At 70.7% G+C, this 22427-nt stretch carries 12 protein-coding genes; 6 read left to right on the forward strand and 6 right to left on the reverse strand.

What is annotated here, in order from left to right; genetic code table 11:
• Nucleotides 1-16: 16 nt before the first annotated feature.
• The gene (locus tag ACI2K4_RS01270) at nt 17-6808 is read left to right on the forward strand and encodes an RHS repeat-associated core domain-containing protein (RefSeq protein WP_404507838.1); all 6792 of its coding nucleotides are present in this window, start codon (nt 17-19) and stop codon (nt 6806-6808) included.
• 359 nt (nt 6809-7167) lie between these two features.
• On the opposite strand, the gene ACI2K4_RS01275 is transcribed toward ACI2K4_RS01270, so the two are convergent.
• The 4 genes from ACI2K4_RS01275 to ACI2K4_RS01290 form a co-directional block, all read right to left on the reverse strand.
• Nucleotides 7168-7590, reverse strand: a complete 423-nt coding sequence (locus ACI2K4_RS01275; RefSeq protein ID WP_404507839.1) for a VOC family protein — start codon at nt 7588-7590, stop codon at nt 7168-7170.
• A 36-nt stretch (nt 7591-7626) separates the two neighbouring features.
• Nucleotides 7627-8934 (reverse strand): hypothetical protein, encoded by a 1308-nt coding sequence (locus ACI2K4_RS01280; RefSeq protein WP_404507840.1) that lies wholly within the window; start codon nt 8932-8934, stop codon nt 7627-7629.
• A gap of 262 nt (nt 8935-9196) precedes the next feature.
• Nucleotides 9197-10147 (reverse strand): virginiamycin B lyase, encoded by a 951-nt coding sequence (locus tag ACI2K4_RS01285; protein WP_404507841.1) that lies wholly within the window; start codon nt 10145-10147, stop codon nt 9197-9199.
• A gap of 113 nt (nt 10148-10260) precedes the next feature.
• Nucleotides 10261-11643 carry an FAD-binding oxidoreductase gene (locus ACI2K4_RS01290; RefSeq protein ID WP_404507842.1) on the reverse strand — a complete coding sequence of 461 codons (1383 nt, stop codon included), beginning with the start codon at nt 11641-11643 and terminating at the stop codon, nt 10261-10263.
• Nucleotides 11644-11895: 252 nt separating this feature from the next.
• Here ACI2K4_RS01290 and ACI2K4_RS01295 point away from each other — a divergent pair, with 252 nt between their 5' ends.
• The 3 genes from ACI2K4_RS01295 to ACI2K4_RS01305 all read left to right on the forward strand — a co-directional run bounded on the left by ACI2K4_RS01295 (nt 11896) and on the right by ACI2K4_RS01305 (nt 15950).
• Nucleotides 11896-12780, forward strand: a complete 885-nt coding sequence (locus ACI2K4_RS01295; RefSeq protein WP_404507844.1) for a helix-turn-helix transcriptional regulator — start codon at nt 11896-11898, stop codon at nt 12778-12780.
• Nucleotides 12781-12845: 65 nt separating this feature from the next.
• Nucleotides 12846-14819: an AAA family ATPase gene (locus ACI2K4_RS01300; RefSeq protein WP_404507846.1), complete on the forward strand. Its 1974-nt coding sequence runs from the start codon at nt 12846-12848 to the stop codon at nt 14817-14819.
• A gap of 87 nt (nt 14820-14906) precedes the next feature.
• Entirely contained in the window at nt 14907-15950 is a 1044-nt protein-coding gene (locus ACI2K4_RS01305) for a sodium:calcium antiporter (protein ID WP_404507847.1), read from the forward strand.
• Between the two features lie 115 nt (nt 15951-16065).
• Here the strand turns inward: ACI2K4_RS01305 and ACI2K4_RS01310 are convergent, their stop codons facing one another.
• Both ACI2K4_RS01310 and ACI2K4_RS01315 read right to left on the reverse strand, forming a co-directional pair.
• Nucleotides 16066-17007: an acetoacetate decarboxylase family protein gene (locus ACI2K4_RS01310; RefSeq protein WP_404509147.1), complete on the reverse strand. Its 942-nt coding sequence runs from the start codon at nt 17005-17007 to the stop codon at nt 16066-16068.
• A 251-nt stretch (nt 17008-17258) separates the two neighbouring features.
• Nucleotides 17259-18137 carry an alpha/beta fold hydrolase gene (locus tag ACI2K4_RS01315; protein ID WP_404507848.1) on the reverse strand — a complete coding sequence of 293 codons (879 nt, stop codon included), beginning with the start codon at nt 18135-18137 and terminating at the stop codon, nt 17259-17261.
• A gap of 112 nt (nt 18138-18249) precedes the next feature.
• On the opposite strand from ACI2K4_RS01315, the gene ACI2K4_RS01320 reads away from it, so the two are divergent.
• Both ACI2K4_RS01320 and ACI2K4_RS01325 read left to right on the forward strand, forming a co-directional pair.
• Entirely contained in the window at nt 18250-21852 is a 3603-nt protein-coding gene (locus ACI2K4_RS01320; RefSeq protein ID WP_404507849.1) for a BTAD domain-containing putative transcriptional regulator, read from the forward strand.
• Complete coding sequence (locus tag ACI2K4_RS01325) at nt 21849-22403, forward strand: AAA family ATPase (protein WP_404507850.1); 555 nt, start codon at nt 21849-21851, stop codon at nt 22401-22403. Before ACI2K4_RS01320 ends, ACI2K4_RS01325 begins: the two co-directional genes overlap by 4 nt.
• Nucleotides 22404-22427: the final 24 nt, after the last annotated feature.

Below are 22427 nucleotides of genomic sequence, written 5' to 3' on the forward strand. Positions count from 1 at the left end.
ACCCCTGGAGCAACCGATGTTCTCCCGAGTCATGGCCGTGTCGAGCGTGTTCCATCGCCAAGTCGTACGACCCGGTGCCTGGGTGGTGGCCGGTCTGATGGGCGTCACCCTTCTCCAGGCGACCACCACCCCCGCGTCGGCCGCCCCCAAGGACGGCAACCGGCCCGCCGTCACCGACCCCACGCGGGTTGTGCCGGCGCGGCCCGCGCTGCCGGTCGAGCCGCGTAAGCCCAACGCGGCCGTCGCGGCGGCGGCCACCAAGCCCGCCCCGGTCGTCTGGCCGGCACCCGGATCGGCGGAACTCGCCGTTCCGAGGCCGGACGCGGGCCGCTCGACCGCCGCGGCATCGTCCGACGCGGTCACCACCGGGAAGGCCGGCGGCCTCACCGTCGCCGTGTCCGCCCCGTCCACCCCGACCTCAACCGACACCGGCAACCGGTCGGCGGTCGCTGCCTCGACGCCGGGCACGGTCAAGGTGGAGATGCTCGACCGCAAGGCGTCCCAGACCGCGGCGGTCGACGGGCCGGTGGTCCGGGTCGGCCGCACCGATGGTCAACCCAGCGCCGGCCAGTTACGACTCAGCCTCGGGTACGAGGGCGTCGCCGGCATGTTCGGCGGTGACTTCGGCGCCCGGCTGCGACTGGTTCAACTCCCCGAGTGCGCGCTGACCACGCCGCACGCGGCCGGGTGCCTGGCGCAGCCGCTGCCGACGGTCAACAACGGCGAGGGCCGTACCCTTTCCGCCGACGTGGCCGCCACGAGCACCGGCGCTCTTTACGCCATGGTCGCCGCCGACGCCAGCTCACAGGGAAACTACGGCGCGACCAAGCTCGCCCCGTCGGCGAAGTGGTCGGTCAGCCCCTCCACCGGTGGCTACTCGTGGTCGTACCCGCTGACCACGCCACCGGTGCCCAGCGGCGGCGGTCCCGGCATCAGCCTCGCCTACTCCTCGCAGTCCGTGGACGGTCGCACGGCCACCACGAACAACCAGGGCTCGTGGATCGGCGAGGGGTTCAGCTACGAGCCGGGGTACATCGAGCGGCGCTACAAGCCCTGTGCCGAGGACGGCCACGAACTCTCCGGCGACCTGTGCTGGGCGTACGAGAACGCCACCGTGATGCTCAACGGCAAGTCCACCGAGCTGGTCAAGGAAGGCAACACCTGGCGGCTCGGCAGCGACGACGGCTCGAAGGTCGAATGGCTCACCGGTGCGACGAACGGCGACGACAACGGCGAGCACTGGCGGATCACCACGGTCGACGGCACCGAGCACACGTTCGGGCTGAACCGCCTGCCGGGCTGGTCGTCGAACAAGGAGGAGACCGACTCGGCGTGGACCGTACCGGTCTTCGGCGACGATGACAACGAGCCCTGCGAGAAGGAGACCTTCGCCGAGTCCCACTGCAAGCAGGCCTGGCGATGGAGCCTCGACTACGTCAAGGACCGGCACGGTAACGTCAGCTCCTACTTCTACGAGCGGGAGAGCAACCACTACGCCCGTGGCGCCCGGGCCGACCTCGACGGGGTCGAGTACCACCGGGCGGGTTGGCTCAAGCGCGTCGACTACGGCCAGCGCGACGGACAGGTGTACAACACCAACGCGCCCGCCCGGGTGCGGTTCGACACCGCCGAACGGTGCCTGCCGACGACGGGCGTCGACTGCGACCCCCAGGACCTGAACAACTCCACCGCGTCGCACTGGCCGGACGTGCCATGGGACCGCAACTGCGCGGCGAACACCAAGTGCAAAATCGACCAGGTCGCTCCGTCGTTCTGGACCCGTAAGCGGCTCACCACGATCACCACCGAGATCCGGGGTGCCAGCGGTTGGAGCCCGGTGGACCGGTGGAAGCTCGACCACCTGTTGACCGACAACGGTGACGGCAGCCGCACCCTGTGGTTGCACAAGATCACCCACACCGGTCTGGTCAACGGAAGCGCCGCCACCCCGCCGGTCGAACTCGCCGGTCTCCAGATGCCCAACCGGATCGACCGTCCGGACGACTTCATCGCACCGCTGATCAGGTTCCGGCTGACCACGATCTACACCGAGACCGCCGGCCAGATCGACATCTCCTACAAGGACCGGGACTGCGCGGCAGGAAACACACCGACCGAGGGCAACAGCACCCGCCGGTGCTTCCCGGTGAAGTGGAAACCCCTCGGCAGCGGCCCCAAGGTCACCGACTGGTTCCACAAGTACGTCGTCCACCAGGTCACCGAAACCGACCGGACCAACAACTCCCCGGACTCCGTCACCCGGTACGACTACCTCGACGGCGCCGCCTGGCGGCACGCGGAGAAGGACGGAATCAGCGACGACGAGTACCTCACCTGGAGCGACTGGCGGGGCTACGGGCGGGTTCAGGTAACCGGCGGCGACGGTCAGACGATGACCACCAAGACCGAGTATCGCTACCTACGGGGCCTGCACGGCGACAAGGACCCGGACGGCGGCACCCGCACCGTCACCGTCACCGACTCGGCCGGCACGGTGCACACCGACCACGAGGAGTTCTCCAGCTTCGAGTACGAAAGCAAGACCTTCGACGGCGCCACCGAGACCAGCAAGACGCTCAGCACGCCGTGGCGCCACACCACCGCCACCGAAACACACAGCTGGGGCACCAAGAAGGCGTACTTCGTCAACACCGCCTCGACCCGCAGCCTCACCTCCACCGGCGCGAACGCCTGGCGGGAGACCAAGACCTCCTCGGTCTTCGAGACCTCGTTCGGACGCACCACGCAGGTCGAGGACGAGGGCGACGTCTCGAAGACCGGCGACGAGGACTGCACCCGTACGACGTACGCCGACAGCTCCTCGGCGTACCTCTACTCGCTGGTCTCCCGGGTCGAGACGGTGGCGGTGAAGTGTTCCGCCACCCCGAACCGCAAGACGCAGGTGCTCACCGACAGCCGGACCTGGTACGACGGCAAGGCGTTCGGCGTCGCGCCCACCAGGGGCAACCCCACCCGGACCGAGCAACTGGCGAGTCACGACGGCACCACCCCGACCTACGTCCGGGCAGCCGAGGCCACCTTCGACACCTTCGGCCGCGCCCTGACCACGACCGACGCGGCGGGCTCGGTCGCCAAGACCGCCTACACCGAGACCAACGGCCTCACCACCAAGGTGGTGCAGACCAATCCGTTGGGACACGAGACCGTCACCGAATTCGCACCGGCACGGGGCAGCCCGATCAGCCAGGTCGACCCGAACGACTTCAAGACCCTCTCCGAGTACGACCCGCTCGGCCGGTTGACCAAGGTGTGGCTGCCGGACACCAGCCGGGTGCCCGGACTCGAACCGAGCATCAAGTACACGTACCTCGTCCCCGCCAACAAGGCGACGGCCGTCAAGACCGAGACGCAGCAGAACGATCTCAGTTACAAGGCCGAGTACCAGCTCTTCGACGGGTGGCTGCGGCCGAGGCAGATCCAGGCACCGGGGCCCGACGGCACCCGCCTGGTCTCGGACACCTTCTACACCCCAACCGGCGAGACCGCCAAGACGTACGCCACGTACCAGGCGGCCGGAGTGCCCTCGGACGAGGTGCTTCCGGTCGACAACGGCGACGTCGACGGACAGACGCTCTACGTCTACGACGGCGCCGACCGGGTCCGCGAGACGATCTTCGCGGTCGCCGGGGTGGAGAAGTGGCGGACCTCGACGACGTACGGCGGTGACTGGACCTCCGTCGACCCGCCCGAGGGCGGAACGCCGCGCACCACGATCACCAACGCCCTGGGACAAACCACCGAGCTGCGCCAGTACAAGGGCGACTCACCAACCGGGGACTTCGAGAAGACCGAGTACACCTACACCCCGGCCGGTCAGCTCAAGACCGTCAAGGACCCGGCCGGCAACCTCTGGGGGTACGAGTACGACCAGCGTGGCCGCAAGGTTCGCTCCGTCGACCCGGACGCCGGCACCACCACGTTCGCGTACGACGACCTGGGCCAGATGGTCAGCTCGACCAACGCGCTGAACGCGACGATCAGCTACACCTACGACCCGATCGGCCGCAAGAAGGCAACCTACAAGGGGTCGGCCGGCAGCGGGCAACTGTTGAGCCAGTGGGAGTACGACGAGGAACTGGTCGGCACCCTCTTCGCCGCCAAGCGCTACGTCGACGGAGCCGCCTACACCACCTACTCCACCGGCTACGACGAGTTCTACCGCCCGCACGCCACCCTCTACGAGGTGCCGGAGCAGGCGGGAGCCGAACTCGCCGGCATCTACACCTTCGGCGCGGAGTACAACCGGGACGGCACCGTCCAGGTCATGGGCATGTCCGACGGCGGTGGTCTGCCGTTCGAGAGCGTCGCCTACACCTACGACGGCGTGCAGCGCCCGGTCGCGATGACCGGCGACGCGCCGTACCTGACGGCGGTCGACTACACCGGAACCGGCGAGGTGCTCCAGAGCGAGGCAGTGCTCGGGACCAACCGGGTCTGGTCGACGTACGAGCGCGAACAGGGTTCCAAGCGGTTGACCCGGCAGCGGCTCGACCGCAGCGGAGCCCCGGTTGTCGACATCGACGCCCGCTACCGCTACGACCCGGCCGGCAACGTCACGTCGATCGTGGACACCCCGACCGGCAACCGCGACGCGCAGTGCTTCACCTACGACCACCTGCGTCGGCTGACCGAGGCGTGGACGTCGGCCAGCACCGCGGCCGAGCCTTGCGTCGGCGGGCCGCAGACCACCGGTGTCGGCGGGATCGCCCCCTACCACCACTCCTACACCTTCGACGCGGGCGGCAACCGCAAGACCGAGACCCAGCACCCGGCGGGCGGCTCGACGCTGGTCGAGCGGACCTACGAGTACCCGCAGCCGGGTCAGCCGCAGCCGCACACCCTGAGCCGGATGACGGAGACGACCTCCGTCGGGGACCGGCTCCACAGCTACGAGTACGACGACGCGGGCAACACCACCCGGCGTACGGAGGTGGCGGACAACCAAACCCTGGCCTGGGACGCGGAGGGCAACCTCGCGTCGGTGACCGAGGCGGGCGTCACCACCAGCTTCGTCTACGACGTGGACGGCTCACGCATGCTCCGTAAGGAGCCCGGCACCACCACGCTGTACCTGCCCGGAACGGAACTGCGACTCGATCACACGACAAGGGTCGTCAACGGCACTCGTTACTACCCGCTCCCCGGCGGCGGGACCATCGTCCGCAAGGTAAACGGTTTGTCGTACATCGCCGCGGATCACAACGGGACCGGACAGGCATCGGTCGACCAGGCCGGAGGCGTGGTCCACCGGCGCTCGACCCCGTTCGGCGGGCCGCGTGGCACCCAGCCGGGCCTGGGGGAGTGGCCGTCCGAAAAGGGCTTCGTCAACGGCAACCAGGACTCCACCACGGGCCTGGTGAACATCGGCGCTCGGGAGTACGACCCGGTCATCGGCCGGTTCATCTCCGTCGACCCGGTGATGGACCTGACCGACCCGCAGCAGATGCAGGGTTACGCGTACGCCAACAACAACCCTGTCTCCTTCAGCGACCCCACCGGTCTGCGACCGGAGTGTGGTGGAGGAACCGGCACCTACTCCTGCGTCAACCCCAACGGCAGCGTCAGCTCCAACGTCGAGCTGACCGGCGAGCAGAAGAAGCGGTACGACAACCACCTCGACGACATCCGAAAGCGCAACAAGTGCCAGGAAAGTTGGTACTGCCGCAACAAGAGCAAGATCGCCGGTGCCGTGGCCGGCACGGTTGTCGGCGTGGGCTGTGGGCTCGCGATCGGCTGGACCGGGGTGGGCGCGGTCGGCTGCGGTGCACTGGCCGGTGCGGTGGGAGCGGCGGTCACCGGCTGGATGGACGGTCAGCGCGGTTGGGACCTCGCGAAGACCACCATCATCGGCGGGGCCGTGGGCGCGGTGACGGCGGGCGTCTTCTCTGCCGCTGGCGCAGGTGTACGCGGCGCCGTCGGCGCCGGTGCGGGCAGCCGAGCGAGTGGATTCGCCAGCGGGTTCGGAAAAGAGGCCAGGAACATCGTCGGGCGTGGCTGTAAGCACAGCTTCGATCCGGAGACGCCGGTTGTCATGGCGGACGGTACGACCAAGCCGATCAAGGATGTCGAGGTCGGTGACAAGGTCCTCGCCACCGATCCGGCGACCGGCGAGACGGTGCCGAAGGAGGTAGTCGGCACCCACAAGAACCTCGACAAGGAGCTCGCCGAGGTCAAGGTCCTGGACCCGAAGACCGGGGTCACGGCCATCCTGAGCACCACCCAGAACCACCCCTTCTGGAACGACTCCGCGAAGGTGTGGAACGAGGCCAAGGACTTGGGCTCGGAAGACCGGCTCGCCACTGTCGGCCCGCGGGCACCGCCGGAGGTTCTCTCCGTCAAGGTCTGGGACGGCGCGGCGGAGATGCGGGATCTCACCGTCGCCGACATCCACACGTACTTTGTGGTCGCTGGTGAAATGCCCGTGCTCGTTCACAACTGTGGCGAGAGCTTTATTGCGAGCGCCAAGGGTGATCGACTTTATGGGCCTTACCACCGGTTGGAGTCACCTACGCAGAAGCCCGAAGTGGCCGATCAAATGGTCAAAAGCGGGGAGCTGTGGGGCAGAGTCTCACGGGTCTCGTTCCAAGATCGGCCTATGGTTCAGGCATATCGTGGCGCTCTGCCGGACGGAAAGCGCGGGGTTGAGTTCTACACACCGATCAAGCCGCTATCGCCGAGAAACTCGCCGCCTGGGGAAGCTAGATGGGTTGCTGGGATGCCAGGTGTGCGAGAGGAAGGTGACTTCGCAAAGATCCCAATTTTCATCACGCGAAACACGCAGAGGTAAGATTCGGTCATGGTTGGCGATAGATTCGGGACGCTTGTGGAGCGAAGTGATGGGGCCATACGCATTTCGATGGATCCGGTAACGGCCGAATGGTTATGGGAAGGTCTGTATGCGCTGGGTGAGCATGTCGCTGCAGGCGTAAGGGTCGAGACCATGCCCACGGACATGGCGGAAAGGCTGGGGTCGTTAATGGATCGTCTCTCGGAGGTCGTCCACCCAAAAGACGGCGACAGTTGATGACCGATCAGGCCGCGCACGTCGTGCAGGGCGTTTGGACCAAGTAAGCAACACGGTTACGTCCGGAAGCCGGGTCCCGGAAACGGGACCCGGCTTCTTGCGTACCCGAAAATGTGTCGGTGTTACTTCGCGAAGACCTGGCTCTCGTCCCGGAACGCCTTGAACTCCAGGGCGTTGCCGGCCGGGTCGCGTACGAACATGGTCCACTGCTCGCCCGGCTCACCGGCGAACCGCAGGTACGGCTCGATGACGAACCCGACGCCACCGTCCCGGATCCGCCCCGCCAGGTCGTGGAAGTCCTCCACCGACAGCAGCAGGCCGAAGTGCGGCACCGGCACCTCGTGCCCGTCGACCGCGTTGCGCCCGGCGTCGACCCGCTCCGCCCCCGGCACGACGTGGGTGACCAACTGGTGGCCGTAGAAGTTCCAGTCCACCCACACGTCGGTCGAACGGCCCTCGTCCAGCCCGAGCACGCCGCCGTAGAAGGCGCGTACGCGTTCCAGGTTGTCGACCGGGATCGCCAGGTGGAAACCGGGACGGGTCACGGCGTACTCCTTCGTTGTCATGAGTTGAGCAACCCTTCAGGACAGCGCCGCGCCGGCGGCCTTCACCAGGGTGATCGTCTGCTCGATGGTCTGCGCCCGGTCGGCGGCGAACGGGCCGTCGATGATGGCGAGCGGGTTCTGCGGGTAGACCAGCGCCGAGATGTGCAGGTGCCCACCGGGTACGTCGGTGGCGCCGAGCGCGGTCCGCAGCCGGTTCGAGCGGTACATGCTCTCGTTCGACAGGTAGTTGCCGCCACCGCCGGCCTGCGCCTGGGCGTCCGCCGAGGGGCCGTTGTTGTGGCAGGAGACCCGCGCCGGGTCGGGGCGGGTGTTCCCGGTCCACTCGCAGATCCGCGGGTTGAGCGCCACCGGCCACGGCGTCGTACCGGCGTCGATCATCCGCTGGTACGGCAGGGTGGTCTCGATGAACTCCGGGTTCGGGGTCGGCTGGGGCCAGTTTGTCACCTGGGGAACCAGCTCGGGCGTGCCCTCGTTGTTGTTGTCCGGGTTGCCACCGCGCCACGCGCCGGCCCACTGTTCGATCGCCATCTGACCGCGCAGGCCCTGGCTGATCGTCATGATCAGGTCGGCGCGCTGTTTGCCGCCCCGGGTCAGGTGCGGGCCGAAGCTGTCCTCGACGTAGCCGAGGTTGAACCCGCTCCAGGTCACCGGCAGCGACACCGCCTGGATCTGCACCGTACGGTCGTTGACCTGGTACTGCTGCCCGTCGAGTTGCAGGGCCGAGGCGCCGGACGGGTTCGACCGCCGGATCTCGCCGTTGAGCTGGTACGGGTCGAAGCCGCTGACCAGCACCCTGGTCACCGTCCGGCTGGTGGAGAAGTCGGTCGAGGAGATGCCCCGGGAGGCGTACTCGAAGGTCTTGAGCAGTGTCGCGCGGGCGGCGGGGGAGAGGGCGAACCGGGGCGTCCACTGTCGCAGGTCGCGGGTCAGGATCAGCCTGGACCAGTAGAGCGGACGGTCGTCGTACCGCTCGATGCTGCCCATCCAGCGCTTGCCCTGGGCCCGGTCGACGGCGGTCCGCCAGAGCTCCTCGCCACGGTTCTGGAGCAGCTTGTCGGCGTCTCGGACCGACCGTGCGCGGCACAACTCGCCGCTGATCCGCTGCACCAGGCCGGTGAAGCCGCCCAGTTCGACAAGCGTGGACGGAACCTGGTTGCCACCGGGGAGCGCGGGTGTGTCGATCCGCGTCTCCTCGTACGTCGTCGGCAGGGTCCGGTCGTGGCAGGGCCCGCTCGGCTGGACGGGTTGCGCGGTCGCCGGGCCGGGCAGCAGCACCAGCGACGCGGCGATGGCGGTGGCACCGAGCCACCGGGTCTTGCGCATGCTCACAGTTGTGCCTTCCTCGGTCGGTGCGCCGGCCGTGGTGGTCGGGTCGCTACCGGCGCCGCAGGGCCGGTGCGACAGGTACGGTGCCGGCGCTGCAACGGCGATGATCGGGCGTGAGTGTCGCCCCGACAGGTTGTCAGACTGATGATCAATCCGTCAATGTCGATGCCGAGATGCCGAGCGGGTGCCGGGCGGTGGCGGGGTGGCGCTGGGTGCCCCGTGCCGGGGCCGGTGGACGACAGCAGCGAGGATCGGCCGGTCAGGGGTCGAGGCGGGCGATCGCGCCGGTCTCCAGGGCCGCCCACACCACGCCGTCCGGGTCGACGACGATGCCGTGTGGTTCCGAGGCGGGGCTGGGCAGGTCGTGGTGGGTGAACTCGCCGGTCGCGCTGACATGTCCGATCCGGTTCGCGCCCCACTCGGTGAACCAACACCCGCCCGCCGGGTCGGCGGCTATCGCGTGCGGTCTGGCCGTGCGTACCGGCAGGGGGAACTCGTGGATGGTGCCGTCGGGGGTGAGCCGCCCGATCTGGCCGGCGGCGATCTCGACGAACCAGAGGGCGTCGTCGGCGCCGAGTGTGATGCCGACCGGCCCGGCGTCGGCGGTGGGCAGGTCGTGCAGCACCGTCGACCCGTCGAGGTCGATGCGGCCGACGGCGTTGGCCTGGTTCAGGGTGAACCACAGGCCGCCGTCCGGCCCGCTGGTGATCATCGACGGGAAGCCGCCCCTGACCGGGAGGGGGAACTCCTGGATCACCCCGTCGTCGGTGACGCGGCCGATTGTGTCGCTGTTCATCCCGGTGAACCAGAGGGCGCCGTCCGGTCCGGCGGTGATGCCGTACGGGGCGCTGTTCGGCGTCGGCACCGGGAACGAGTCGATCTCGCCGTCCACGCCGATGCGGCCGATGCGGTGGTCACGGGAACGGGTGAACCAGACGGCACCGTCCGGCCCGGCGGCGATGATCGTCGGCCCGCTCTCCGGCGAGTCCAGGGGGTGCTCGCTCACCCGGCCGTCGGGGTGGAGGCGGCCGATCCGCCCCGCGTGGACCATGGTGAACCAGAGGGCGCCGTCCGGACCGACGGTCATCCCGTACGGGCCGGAGTGCGGGTCCGTCACCTGGATCTCCCGGATCGCCATCCCGCCCGCCACCTGCCCCTGGCCTCGTTGCCGGGTCGGCCCCGCCCCGGTTCCGCCCGCTGTCGGGGCCACTGTTGTCGCTGTCCGGTCTCGGCGCAACCGATATGCCGGCGTACGGGGGCACGGTCTCGCGGACCGCGCCCCCGCACGCCACGTGCTCCCCGACGGGGTACGCCGATCGGTGTTCAGCCGATCGGGATCTCGTGGTTGGCCTGGAACAGGCCACCGGGGTCGACCGCCCGGCGGATCCTGACCAGCGTCTCCCAGTCCGAGGCGGCGAACCCGGTCGACGGGTCCACCGGCTCCTCCTGGAAGTTCAGGTACTGCCGGCCACGTGAGTAGGGTGCCATCGCGTCGAGCACCCGTTCGCAGTCGGCGATCGTCTGCTTGGCCATCTCGCCGACCATCATGCCGCCGCAGATCAACTGGAATCCGCCGTCGATCCGGGCGGTCACGCCCGCCCCGGGCTGCGGGCGCCCCAACGCCCCGCCGAGCTGCCGCAGCTCGGCCATCAGGAACAGCGAACTGCCGGAGTCGGCGCCGGCGGCCTCGACCAGGCGGTCCACCGCGTCCGGCGGCAGCTCGTCGAGCAGGGCGGACCGGCCGCCACCGGGGGTGGGCTGCTCCGGGTCCATGTGCAGCCGGACCAGTGAGCCGGCCGGCACCCGGGCGAAGGTGTCCAGCTCGGGTCCGAGCTCCCGCAGCGGCGCCAGGATCCGTTCGGCCTCGGCGTCGTCGCCGAGCACCGCCCCGTCGATGATGACCAGTTGGCGGCCCCGGAACGGCTCCGGGATCTCGGGGATCGGCGGGTACTGGAGGTGCCGGTACGACGTGGTGACCGCGTCCGGCGCGTCGACGGCCCACTCTGCCCAGCGGCGCAGCACCCGGTGCGCGTCGCGCAGGTCCCAGACGAGCATGCCGGCGTATGCGGTCCCGATCGGGTAGAGCGTGAACTCGATCGCCGTGACGACGCCGAAGTTGGCGCCGCCTCCGCCACGTACGGCCCAGAACAGCTCCGGGTCGTGCTCGGCGTCGACCCGGACGAGCGAACCGTCGGCGGTGACCAGCTCGACCGCGGTGACACTGTTGGTGGCCAGGCCCAGCGACCGGGCGTACCAGCCGATGCCGCCGCCGAGGGAGTAGCCGACCACGCCGGTGTCCGGTGACGATCCGTGCAGTGCGGCCAGGCCGTGCGCGGCGGCAGCCTCCACCACGGCGGCCCAGAGCGCACCCGCCTCGACCCGGGCCCGTCGGGCGTCGGGGTCGATCGTGACCCCGGCCATCCCGGACAGCCGCACCAGTACGCTGTCGGACAGATCGCCGAGCGGGTGGGCGTTGTGCCCGGTGCCCAGCGGTGCCACCCGCAGCCCGGCCGCCGCCGCGGCGCGGACCACCGCCGCCACCTCCCGCGCGTCGACCGGGAAGGCCACCGCCGCTGGGCGCAGGTCGAGGGCGAGTGCCCAGGTTGTCCTGGCCCGGTCGTAGTCCTCGTCACCGGGCAGGTGGACGCCTCCACCGGCCAGCCCCCGCAAGGACGACAGGTCGCGTCCGGTGCTCTCGGTTGTCACGTGCTGATCCCCCTGAAATAGGTTAATCCCCATCAACCTGCGAATTTTTGAACAAATGTCGCATTCGGTTGTCGCGCGTCAACTGTTGCCGACCGTGTCCGCCGTTAACAGGGGAGAGACTCTCCCCCGGAACCGGCCACGTACGGCGGCTCGACAACCGGCCGCCACCGGGGCGTGAATTCGTTCACACCGCACCCGCGCCGGTCCGCCTCCGCCCCGGTGACCTCGGAGAACGCCGGTAACAATGGTGGCGTGAGCTCCGACGAACTGGCCCAATTCCTCCGTTCCCGGCGCGCGGCGATCCAACCCGAGGAGATCGGTCTGGACGCCCGGTCGCGTCGGCGTACGCAGGGGCTCCGACGCGAGGACGTGGCCGACCTCGCCGCCATGTCCGTCGACTACTACCGGCGGCTCGAACAGGCCCGCACCGGGCCACCGTCGCCGCAGATCCTGGACGCCATAGCCCGCGCACTGCACCTGACCGCCGACGAACGCGACTACCTGTACCGGGTCGCCGACCAGGAGCCGCCACCGGCACCCATCACCAGCCGCCGGGTCGCACCCGCGCTGCGACAGGTCGTTGACGGGCTCGCTGACTCCCCGGCCCAGGTCATGACGCTGCTCGGCGAGACGATCGCGCAGAACCCGATGGCCGTCGCGCTCCTCGGCGACCACTCGGTCTACACCGGCGACGCCCGTAACAGCACCTACCGCTGGTTCACCGACCCGGCCTCACGCTCGGTCCACCCCGTCGAGGAACACGAGGAGGAGAGCCGCGCCCGGGTGGCGGAGCTGCGGGCGAGATCGGTGCGGTTCGGCGACCCGGAGGCCGACCGACTCATCGGTACGCTGCGCGCCCGCAGCACCGAATTCGAGCGGATGTGGCGGGAACAACGGGTGGCGATCTGCCGATCCGGCACCAAGACCCTGGTGCATCCCGAGATCGGCACGATCGACCTGGACTGCCAGATCCTGCGGGCCGAAGGCCCCGACCAACTGCTCGTTGTCTTCACCGCCGCCGCCGGCAGCCGCGCGGCCGAACAACTGCGCCGGATCTCGCCCGTACGCCCGGAGCCGCTGGGCGGGCGGCAACGGCTCCCCGGCGCACGGGCGAACCGCACCCGCGCCCTGGCCTGACGACCGGTGCCGCACCGACCGCCGAGGGGAACCGGGGGCTGGTCCGGACATGCCACGATCTTGTCGTGGACGGCTTGATCGTTGGCCGAGACGCGGTGCTCGACAAGGCATGGCGGCTGCTCGCCGTACCCCCGGCGGTGGCACTGGTGGACGGCCCGGCGGGGATCGGCAAGACCGCGCTCTGGCGGACGCTGGTGTCCCGGGCCGGGCGGGCCGGCTGGCTCGTGCTCACCTGCGCGCCGGCCGAGTCCGAGACCGGCCTGCCGTTCGCGGCCCTGGCCGACCTGCTCCGGCCACTGACCGGGCTGCTAGCCGAACTGCCCCCACCACAGCGGATGGCCGCCGAGGTCGCGCTGCTGGCCGCCGACACCGCCGGGCCGGTCGACGAACGGGCGATCGGCGCGGCCACCCGCGCGCTGCTGGACACCGCGGTCGCCCGCGCCGGGAGTACGCCGGTGCTGGTCGCGGTCGACGACGCGCCGTGGCTGGACCCGCCCAGCGAACGGGCACTGCGGTTCGCGCTGCGCCGGGTCACCCCGGCGATCACCATCCTGGTCACCTGCCGGACCAGCGACCCGGCCCCCGGACCGGTGCCGCTCGGCCTCGACCAGGGACCGGCCCGGGACCGCCTGGTCCGGTTCGGGCTCCCGCCGCTCGGCGTCGGCGCCCTGCACCACATCCTCCGGGACCGGTTGGACACCACGCTGAGCCGTCCGCTGCTGGCCCGGATCGCAGGCGGCGGTGGGTCGGTCCGTTCGGTCACCGACGACGGGCTGACCTGGCGGTTGGACCCGTCGGCCGACGGGGCTGACGAGTTGGCCGTCGGAAAGGTCATGTTCGTCACCGGGCGGGGCGTCGGACGGGTGGTCGACGTACGGCGCGAGGGGGACGATCTCGCCGTGACGATCGGTCCGGTGCAGATCACCGAGGTGATCAGGGACGGCACCTTCGGCAGCGACAAGCCGATCTCGTTCGAGAACGTGGTCACCTACCAGGTCGGTACCCCGTTCTGGAGCGCGGGCGACGGCGGCACCAGCGACTCCGGCGACGGCGGCACAGGTGGCGGCACAGGTGGCGGCGTGGCCGGCGGGTACGTGCCCGTCGCCGTACCGGCGCGACCGGTGCTGCCGGACCCGGGCGACCGGGCGGCGCAGCCGGGACCCCGGGTCGGTGGCGGCGCGTCCCCGGTGGACCTCAACGGGTTCAACGTCACACCGATCTGCTGCGACCACGGGGCGGGGGTCCGGTTCGGATACGACCGGGAGGGGATCCGGCTGCTCGGCGAGGCCGCGTTCACCTGGAACCGGCCGTCCGGAACGTTCAACCTGGACATCAGCGGCGGCACGGTCAGGACGGCGACGTTCCGGATCACCGGGGGAGCGGGCATCCGGTTGAAGATCGAGGGGGCCAGCGCGGTCGGCGCCGGTCACAACATCGATCCCGTACTCAAGCTTCCGGTCGACTTCACCGTCCCGCTCGGGGTCTTCCTCGGGGTTCCGTTCTCCGCCACCGTGAACCAGACGCTGAACATCAGGACCGCGTTCAGCGCCAAGAACGGCAACATCAAGGCCGAAGGCGAGTGGAAGGTCGACGGTGGGCTCGGGTTCGGGTACGCCAACGGCTCCTTCGGCGTCCAGCAGCCGACCCTCAACACCACCAGCAACATCGTCGACTCGATCGAGGGCATCTCGGTCGGGGTCAACGGGATCGTCTTTGTCTACCAGGCGCGGTTCCACGTCGGCATCGGCGCGTTCGGGTTCAACACCGGCCTCTACGCCGCGCTGACCACGAGTGTCGGGCTGACGGTCGGCTCGGCGGCGGGCTTTCCGATCACGTTCTGCCGCAGCGCCCAGGTCGGGGTCTGGCTGGACTACGGCGTCGGTTACAGCATGCCGCAGGTGGTCGCCGACGTGATCAACTTCTTCCTCCGGGTCTTCGACGCGAAACCGATCAACCGCCAGGGCGGCATCGGCGCCACCGAGAACATCTTCAACTCGTACACCGTCGACCCTCCGGACAAGCCCATCTGCCGCAAGTGAGCCGGCGGGTCCGCCGACAGTTCCGCCGGCAGGGGTACGGCAGCCAACTCCCCGCACTCAGCCAGGCATAACCGGAACAATGACCATGTGCCGGACTTTCTGCCCCCCGTACCGTGGCCGCTCGGCCCGAGCCTGGGCGTGTTCGCCCTCGCCGCGCTGGTCACCGTGGTGGGAAGCATCCGGCTGGTCACCCTCGGCGACACCCTCGCCGACCGGACCGGCTGGGGCGAGGCGGTCTTCGGCGTGGTCTTCTTCGGCGTCGCCACCGGCCTGTCCGGGATCGTGATCACCGCCGTGACCGCCGCCACCGAACACCCGGACCTCGCCTACAGCAACGCCGTCGGCGGGATCGCCGCCCAGACCACCGCCGTCGCCGTGGCCGACGCCTTCTACCGGCGCGCCAACCTCGAACACGCCGCCGCGTCGCTGTCGAACCTGCTCTTCGGCTGCCTGCTGATCGGACTGCTCGCCCTGGCCCTGATCGGCAGTTACACCCCGAACGTCACGCTCGGCGGGATCCACCCGATCTCGATCATCATCGTCGCCTGTTACGTCGGCGGCCTCCGGCTGATCCGCACCGCCGGAGCCCAACCCATGTGGCAGGCGGTCGGCACCACCGAGACCCGACCGGACGTACCCGAGGACCACGGTGCCCTCGACGGACACGGCAGCGTCTGGCTCTGGGGCCAGTTCGCCCTGGTCGGCATCGTGGTCGCGGCCAGCGGCTGGGCCACCGCGCTGGCCGCGGAGAGCCTCGTCGACATCACCGGGCTCACCGCCGGCCTCACCGGGGGTGTCCTGCTCGGCATCGTCAACGCCCTGCCCGAGACGGTCACCGCCATCGCCGCCGTACGCCGGGGCGCCGTCACCCTCGCCGTCGCCGCCGTCCTCGGCGGCAACATCCTCGACGTGCTCACCCTGGTCGTCGGCGACCTGTTCGATCGGGGCGGATCCATCTACCACAGCGCCAGCACCGACGAACTCTTTGTCACCACCACCGGGCTCTTCATGACCGCCACCCTGCTCGCCGGCCTCCTGGTCCGGCAGACCGGAGGATGGGGGCGGCTCGGGTTCGAAGGCGTCCTGCTCTTTGCCACCTACGCCGCGATGGCCGCGATCCTCGCCACCTGAGCCGACCCGCCACCCGAGCCGACCCGCTACCCGATTCGCTACGTGACGCGGGCCCGGGACCACCACCTGGCGGTCCCGGGCCCGAGTCACGTACGAGCGTTCGCGACGGTCGGCGTCAGCGCGCCGGAGGCGTCAGGATCCGCAGGTCGGTGACCGTGTAGGAGAGGGAGCTGCGGAACCCGAGCCCGGTGCGACGCGGCGCCAGGTCGGCCAGTTCCTCGCCCGGCGCGGGCAGGAACGTCAGGTTCCCGCCGCCGACCCAGGTGTTCGCCACCTGCGGCGTGTCGAGGATCGACATGGTCAACTCGTGCACGGCCGGGTTGTCGTGCTGACCGGCGGAGAGCCGGGGGAAGTGCCGGAGGTTGACGATCGGCCGGCTCAACGCGGGCAGCGTCGGGGAGGTCTTCTCCAGCGTCACCTTCGCCTCGGCCAGCCGGCGTCCGGCGGCGGACATGCTGGCCGCGAACTTGCCGCCGACGCCAACGGTCGGAGCCGCGTGGCTCGGCACCCCGAACGCCCGGGTCTGGTGGATCTCGCCCATCTTCTTCGGGAAGCCCTGGACCCAGCCCCGCGCCAGCGCGGCGTCGTTGTCGACGTAGATGAACGGGCACCAGGCGACCGGGGTGCCCTGCCAGACGGCATCCATCAGCACCAGGAACTCGCCGTACTGGCTGCGTACCGGGTCGAGGTACTCCTCGTGGTCACCGGAGAACTGCCAGTCGATGAAGAGGGCGTACCCGTGGCCCGACGACGACGGGTCCCGGTCGAGCCCGGTGGGCAACGACGCCTCGGCCGCCTCGGGCGAGGTCCAGAACTCGACCCCGACGATGTCACCGACGTAGTGCCACGGCGGCGCCGAGGCGAGATTGGCCGTACCCCGTGCGCTGAGCGGGTACGTGTAACCCTTCAGCCGCTCCGGGGTGGTCGTGGTGCTGCTGGTGCCGGTCGCCGTACCCGTCGAGGTCTCTCGCGCGGAGGCGGCCGCCGGGGCCGCTACGGCCGTGGTCGCGATCGCTGCCAGCCCGCCGGCGAGAAGGTGCCGCCGACCGATGTCCATTTGATCCACGATATTCATCCTTTGGGTCGTTCGTGCGAACGCTCCGACACTATGGCCCCACCGTTCACGTTCTATGCATAATTGATCTACATGCGGCGATGACCTGGCCAGATCACGTACGGTGAACCCGATCCAGCCAGGCCATCCGCAGTGGATCCGCACTTCACCGCGTCACCCACGGTGGACACGAGCCCGAATCCGACGGCCCGGCCCGGGGTCGGCCCCGGACCGGGCCCGTCGGACTGCCGGCGCTACCTGGTCAGCAGGAAACGCAACGCCTTGACGACCTCTGCCGGCGCCTCCTCGGCCATGAAGTGACCGCAGGTGACGGGCGTGTGGTCCAGGTCCGTCGCCCACTCCCGCCACAGGGCAGCCGCGTCGAAGCCGAGTACGGCACCCCAGTCCTGCTGCAACACGCTCACCGGCATCCGCAGCCGGTTACCGGCCGCCTGGTCCACCCGGTCGTGCTCCACGTCGATGATCGCCGACGCCCGGTAGTCGGCCACGATGGAGGTGACCGCCTCGCGCGACGCCCGCAGGTACGCCGCCCGCACGTCGGCCGGGATCGCCTCCGGGTCACGCGCCCAGATGTCGAGGAAGTGGCCGAAGAAGGCGTCCGGGGCGGCGCCGATGAGCTGCTCGGGCAGGCCGGGTGGTTGGGCCATCAGGTAGAGGTGGAAGCCGACGGCGGCCGTCGTGCCGTGCATCACCTCCCACATGTCCAGCGTCGGCAGTACGTCGAGGCTGGCCAGGTGGGTGACCACCCCGGGGTGGTCCAGGCCGGCGCGGATGGCGACCAGGGCACCACGGTCGTGACCGGCCAGGGCGAACCGATCGTGCCCCAGGGCACGGGCCAGCGCCACGACGTCCGCCGCCATGGTCCGCTTCGCGTACGCGGTCCCGTCGGTGTCGGCGGGCTTGTCGCTCGCCCCGTAGCCGCGCAGGTCGGGGCAGATCACGGTGTGGTCGGCGGCAAGATCGGCCGCCACGTGCCGCCACATCAGATGGGTCTGGGGGAAGCCGTGCAGCAGCACGATCGGGCTGCCCGAACCGCCGACGGCGACGTTGAGGCGGACACCCTCGGCGACCTCGACGCGCCGGTAGTCGAATCCACTGATCCTTGGTTCCACGGACGGAGCCTTTCTGCTCATGACGTACGGTGACGATCTGTCGGAGCCAAGGCTGCGGCGCGGTGATCAGTGCTGGATCAGCGACGGATGAGTGCCTGCCAAGATTGGGGCCATGACCAGGCACTCGACGGCACCGGCGGTCGCCTTCGGCGTGCTCGGACCGGTCGAGGCCAGCACCGACCGGGGGCCGCTCGGGCTGAAGGGCCACCGCCAGCGGGCCGTCATGGCCCGCCTGCTCGTCGCCCGGGGCCGGGTGGTGCCGCTCGACCGGCTCGTCGGCGACCTGTGGGAGCAACCACCGGACGGCGCGGTCGCGGCGATCCGTACCTTCGTGTCCGATCTGCGCCGCGCCCTGGAACCCGGCCGGTCACCCCGGCAACCGGCCCGCCTGCTGGTCACCACACCCCCGGGGTACGCGCTGCGCCCCGCGCCCGACGCCGTGGACGCCTGGCGCTTCGAGACGCTGACCGGCGATGCGGGCCGGCTGCTGGCGGCCGGCGACCCCGTACCGGCGCTGCCCCGCCTCGACGAGGCCCTCGCCCTCTGGCGCGGCCCCGCCTACGCCGAGTACGCGGCAGAGGGCTGGGCGCGGGGCGAGATCAACCGGCTGGACGAACTGCGGATGCTCACCGTGGAGCGGCGGGCCGAAGCGCTGCTCGCCACCGGACGGGCCAACGAGGCGGTCTCCGACCTCCGGGGCCACGCCGACAACCACCCGCTGCGCGAGGATGCCTGGCGGCTGCTGGCCACCGCGCTCTACGCGGCCGGACGCCAGGGCGACGCCCTGGCGGCACTGCGCCGGGTACGCGAGTCCCTGGCGGCCGAACTCGGCGTCGACCCGGGCCCCCGACTGCGCCAACTACAGTCCGACATCCTCACCCAGGCGCCACACCTCACCCCGCCCACAGCAGCCGCCCCCGCACCGGCCGCGCCCGCGCCGGCTGTCTCGCTGTCGGCCGCCTCCGTACCGGTCGTCTCGGTGTCGATCTTCCCGGGCGGGTTTGTCGGCCGCGACGACGAACTTGCCCGGCTCGAGCAGGCGGCCGAGCAGGTCACCCGGCACGGCCAACCGACCCTCGCCCTGGTCTCCGGCGACGCGGGCGCCGGCAAGACGGCGCTGGCCGAGGCGCTGACCCGGCGACTGTCCCGACGCGGCTGGATCACCGCCTGGGGCAGGGTGCCCGAGTACGAGGGCGCCCCCGTCGCCTGGCCCTGGGTGCAGATCACCGAGGCGCTGGCCATGCAGCCGCCGGTGCGGTCTCCACCAGCACCGGCCACGCCCGTCGAGCCGCCGCCGGCCGGGCCTGTTGAGCCATCGCCGGCCGGGCGCGTTGAGCCATCGCCGGCCGGGCGCGCCGAGCGCGTCGAGCCACCGTCGGCCGAGCGCGTCGAGCCACCGTCGGCCGAGCGCGTCGAGCCACCGTCGGCCGTGCCCGTTGAGCTATCGCCGGTCGAGCGTGCCGAGCCAGCGCCAGTCGAAGATTCCGTGCTGGCCCGGTTCCGGCTGCGCCGGGCCACCATCGCCCAGCTCTCGGCGGTCGCCGCTCAGGGGCCGCTGCTGCTGGTCCTGGACGACCTGCACCGCGCCGACGACGGCACACTCGACCTGCTCGCTGCCCTGGTCGGCGAACCCGAGCCGGTCACCGGGCCGGTGTTCGTCATCGGCAGCTACCGGGCCACCGAGATCAGTCCGGAGCTGACCACCGCGCTCGCCCGGCTCGCCCGTACCGAGCCGGTCCGGATCTACCTCGGCGGACTCTCCGAGACGGCCACCGGCGAACTCGCCGGCACCGTCGCGGGGCAGGCCCTCGATCCGGCGACCGCGCACCTGGTCCACCGACGCAGCGGCGGCAACCCCTTCTTCGTACGTGAACTGGCCCGGCTGCTCGCCGCCGAGGGTCCGCAGGCGCTGCGGGACGTACCGGTGGGGGTTCGGGACGTGATCCGGCACCGCCTGGCCCGGCTTCCGGAACCGGCGCGGAACCTGCTGCGGCAGGCGGCGGTGATCGGCCGGGACGTCGACCCGGACGTGCTCGCCGCACTGGCCGGCGACGGGGCACCGCAACTCGACGCCCTGGACGACGCCCTCCACTCCGGATTCCTGACCGAGCAGGAACCCGAAGGGCGACTACGGTTCACCCACATTCTGGTCCGCGACACGATCTACCGCGACCTGTCCGCACTGCGCCGCGCCCGCTGGCACGCCACCGTCGCCGAGGCGCTCGAACGGCTGCACCCGTACGACATCGGTGCCCTCGCCCACCACTTCGACCGGGCCGCCAGCCGCGACACCGCGCCACGCGCCGCCCACTACGGTCGGCTCGCCGCCGAGCAGGCCGAACGCCGCTTCGATCCACACGAGGCCGCCCGGCTGTGGCGGCAGACCGTGCACGCCCACGACCGGGCCGACGGCACCGACGTACGCGACCGGCTGCACGCCGTGCTCGGCCTGGGCCGCACGCTCGCGGTGACCGGACACCTGGCCGAGGCACGGCGGCACCGGTCCGAGGCGATCGAGGCCGCCGAACAACTCGACGACCCGAATTTGGTCGTGGCCGTGCTCGCCGCGTTCGACGTACCCGCGATCTGGACCAGCAACGACGACGCGGACCTGTCCCAGCAGATCGTCCGGGCCGCCGAACGCGCCCTGGCCACCCTCACCGGGAACGAGTCGCCCGCCGATCACCGGCCGCAAACCTCGGACGAGTCGCCCGCCGATCACCGGCCGCCCACCTCGGACGAGTCGCCCGCCGATCACCGGCCGCCTGCCCCGGACGAGTCGGCCGCCGATCATCGGCCGGCACTGCGTAGCCGGTTGCTGAGCAGCATCGCGCTCGAACTGCGCGGCACCACCACCGACCGCGGCCGTGCGGCGGCGACCGAGGCGGAGGCCATCGCCCGCGACGTCGGCGACCCGAGGCTGCTGGCCTTCGCCCTCAACGCCCGCTTCATGCACAGCTTCCACCGCCCCGGGCTGGCCACCGAACGGGCCGCGATCGGCACCGAACTGGTCGCCCTGGCCGCCCGGCACGAACTGGTCACCTTCGAAGTGCTCGGCCACCTCGTCCTGCTCCAGGCCCACAGCGCACTCGCCGACTTCCGCACCGCCGACGCGCACGCCCAGGCCGTCGACGGGCTCGCCGAACGGTACGAGCTGCCGCTGGTCGGCGTCTTCACCCACTGGTACGCCGGGCTGCGGCTGGCGGTCGACGGGCACCCGGCCGAGGCCGAGGCGGCGTACCGGGCGGCCAACGTCCGGCTCACCGGCACCGGCATGTCCGGCATGGAACGGGGCCTGCTGCCGCTCGCCCTGCTCTCGCTGCGCCTGCCGCCGCCAGCCGCGTCCACGGGCGCCGGCCCGGACCCGGGCGAGTGGGAAGGGTGGGACTTCGGCCCGTACGAGCCGTGGGTCCGTCCCCTGGCCCTGGTCGCCGCCGGCCGCCGCGACGAGGCCACCGCCGCCCTGGCCGCCCTCCCGGAGTCGCCGCACGACCTGCTGTACGAGGTCCGGCTCTGCCTCGCCGCCCGCGTCGCCCTCGCCCTCGGCGACCAGGCGACCATGGAACGGGTCCACCGGCAACTTCTCCCCGCCGCCGAAGAACTCGCCGGAGCCGGCACCGCCGCCCTCACCCTCGGCCCGGTGGCCGATCACCTCCGTGCCCTCGGCCATATGATCCGCTCCGGGAGCGATCGAGAAAGCGGGAGCGGCGGATGAGAGTCGGGATCTCCGGGACGCACGGGACCGGCAAGACGACCCTGGTCGAGGCGTTGTGTGCCCACCTACCCGGGCACGTGGCGGCCGAGGAACCGTACTACCTGCTCGAAGAGGCAGGGTACGAGTTCCAGTTCCCGCCGTCGCCGGAGGACTTCCGGGCCCTGCTGGCAGCCTCGCTGCAAAACCTCAACTCGCCGTCGTTCCCGTCGGGGGTCGTGTTCGACCGGACCCCGGTGGACTACCTCGCGTACCTGGCGGCGGGCGGTGTGGCCCCCTCGGACGCGGTCGACGCCGGCACACTGCGCCCGGCCCTCGCCAGCCTCGACCTGCTGGTCATCACCCTCGTCACGCCCGAGACGGAGAGGGTGTTACCGGCCGCGGAGATGCCGGGTCTGCGTACCCGGATGAACGACGCGCTGTTGGAGTTGGTCTACGCCGATCCGTTGGACGCCTGGGAGGACGTACCGGTGTTGGAACTGAGCGGGTCGCTCGACGGCCGTCTCGACGCGGTCCTCGCCGCCCTGGGCCAGCCGGCCGCGTCCCGCCGCTAACCGCCGCCCCGCCGCTGGTCTCCG

Origin of the sequence: Micromonospora sp. NPDC050397, from assembly GCF_044901685.1 — a bacterium.
In the GTDB taxonomy this organism is placed as follows: Bacteria; Actinomycetota; Actinomycetes; order Mycobacteriales; family Micromonosporaceae; genus Micromonospora_G.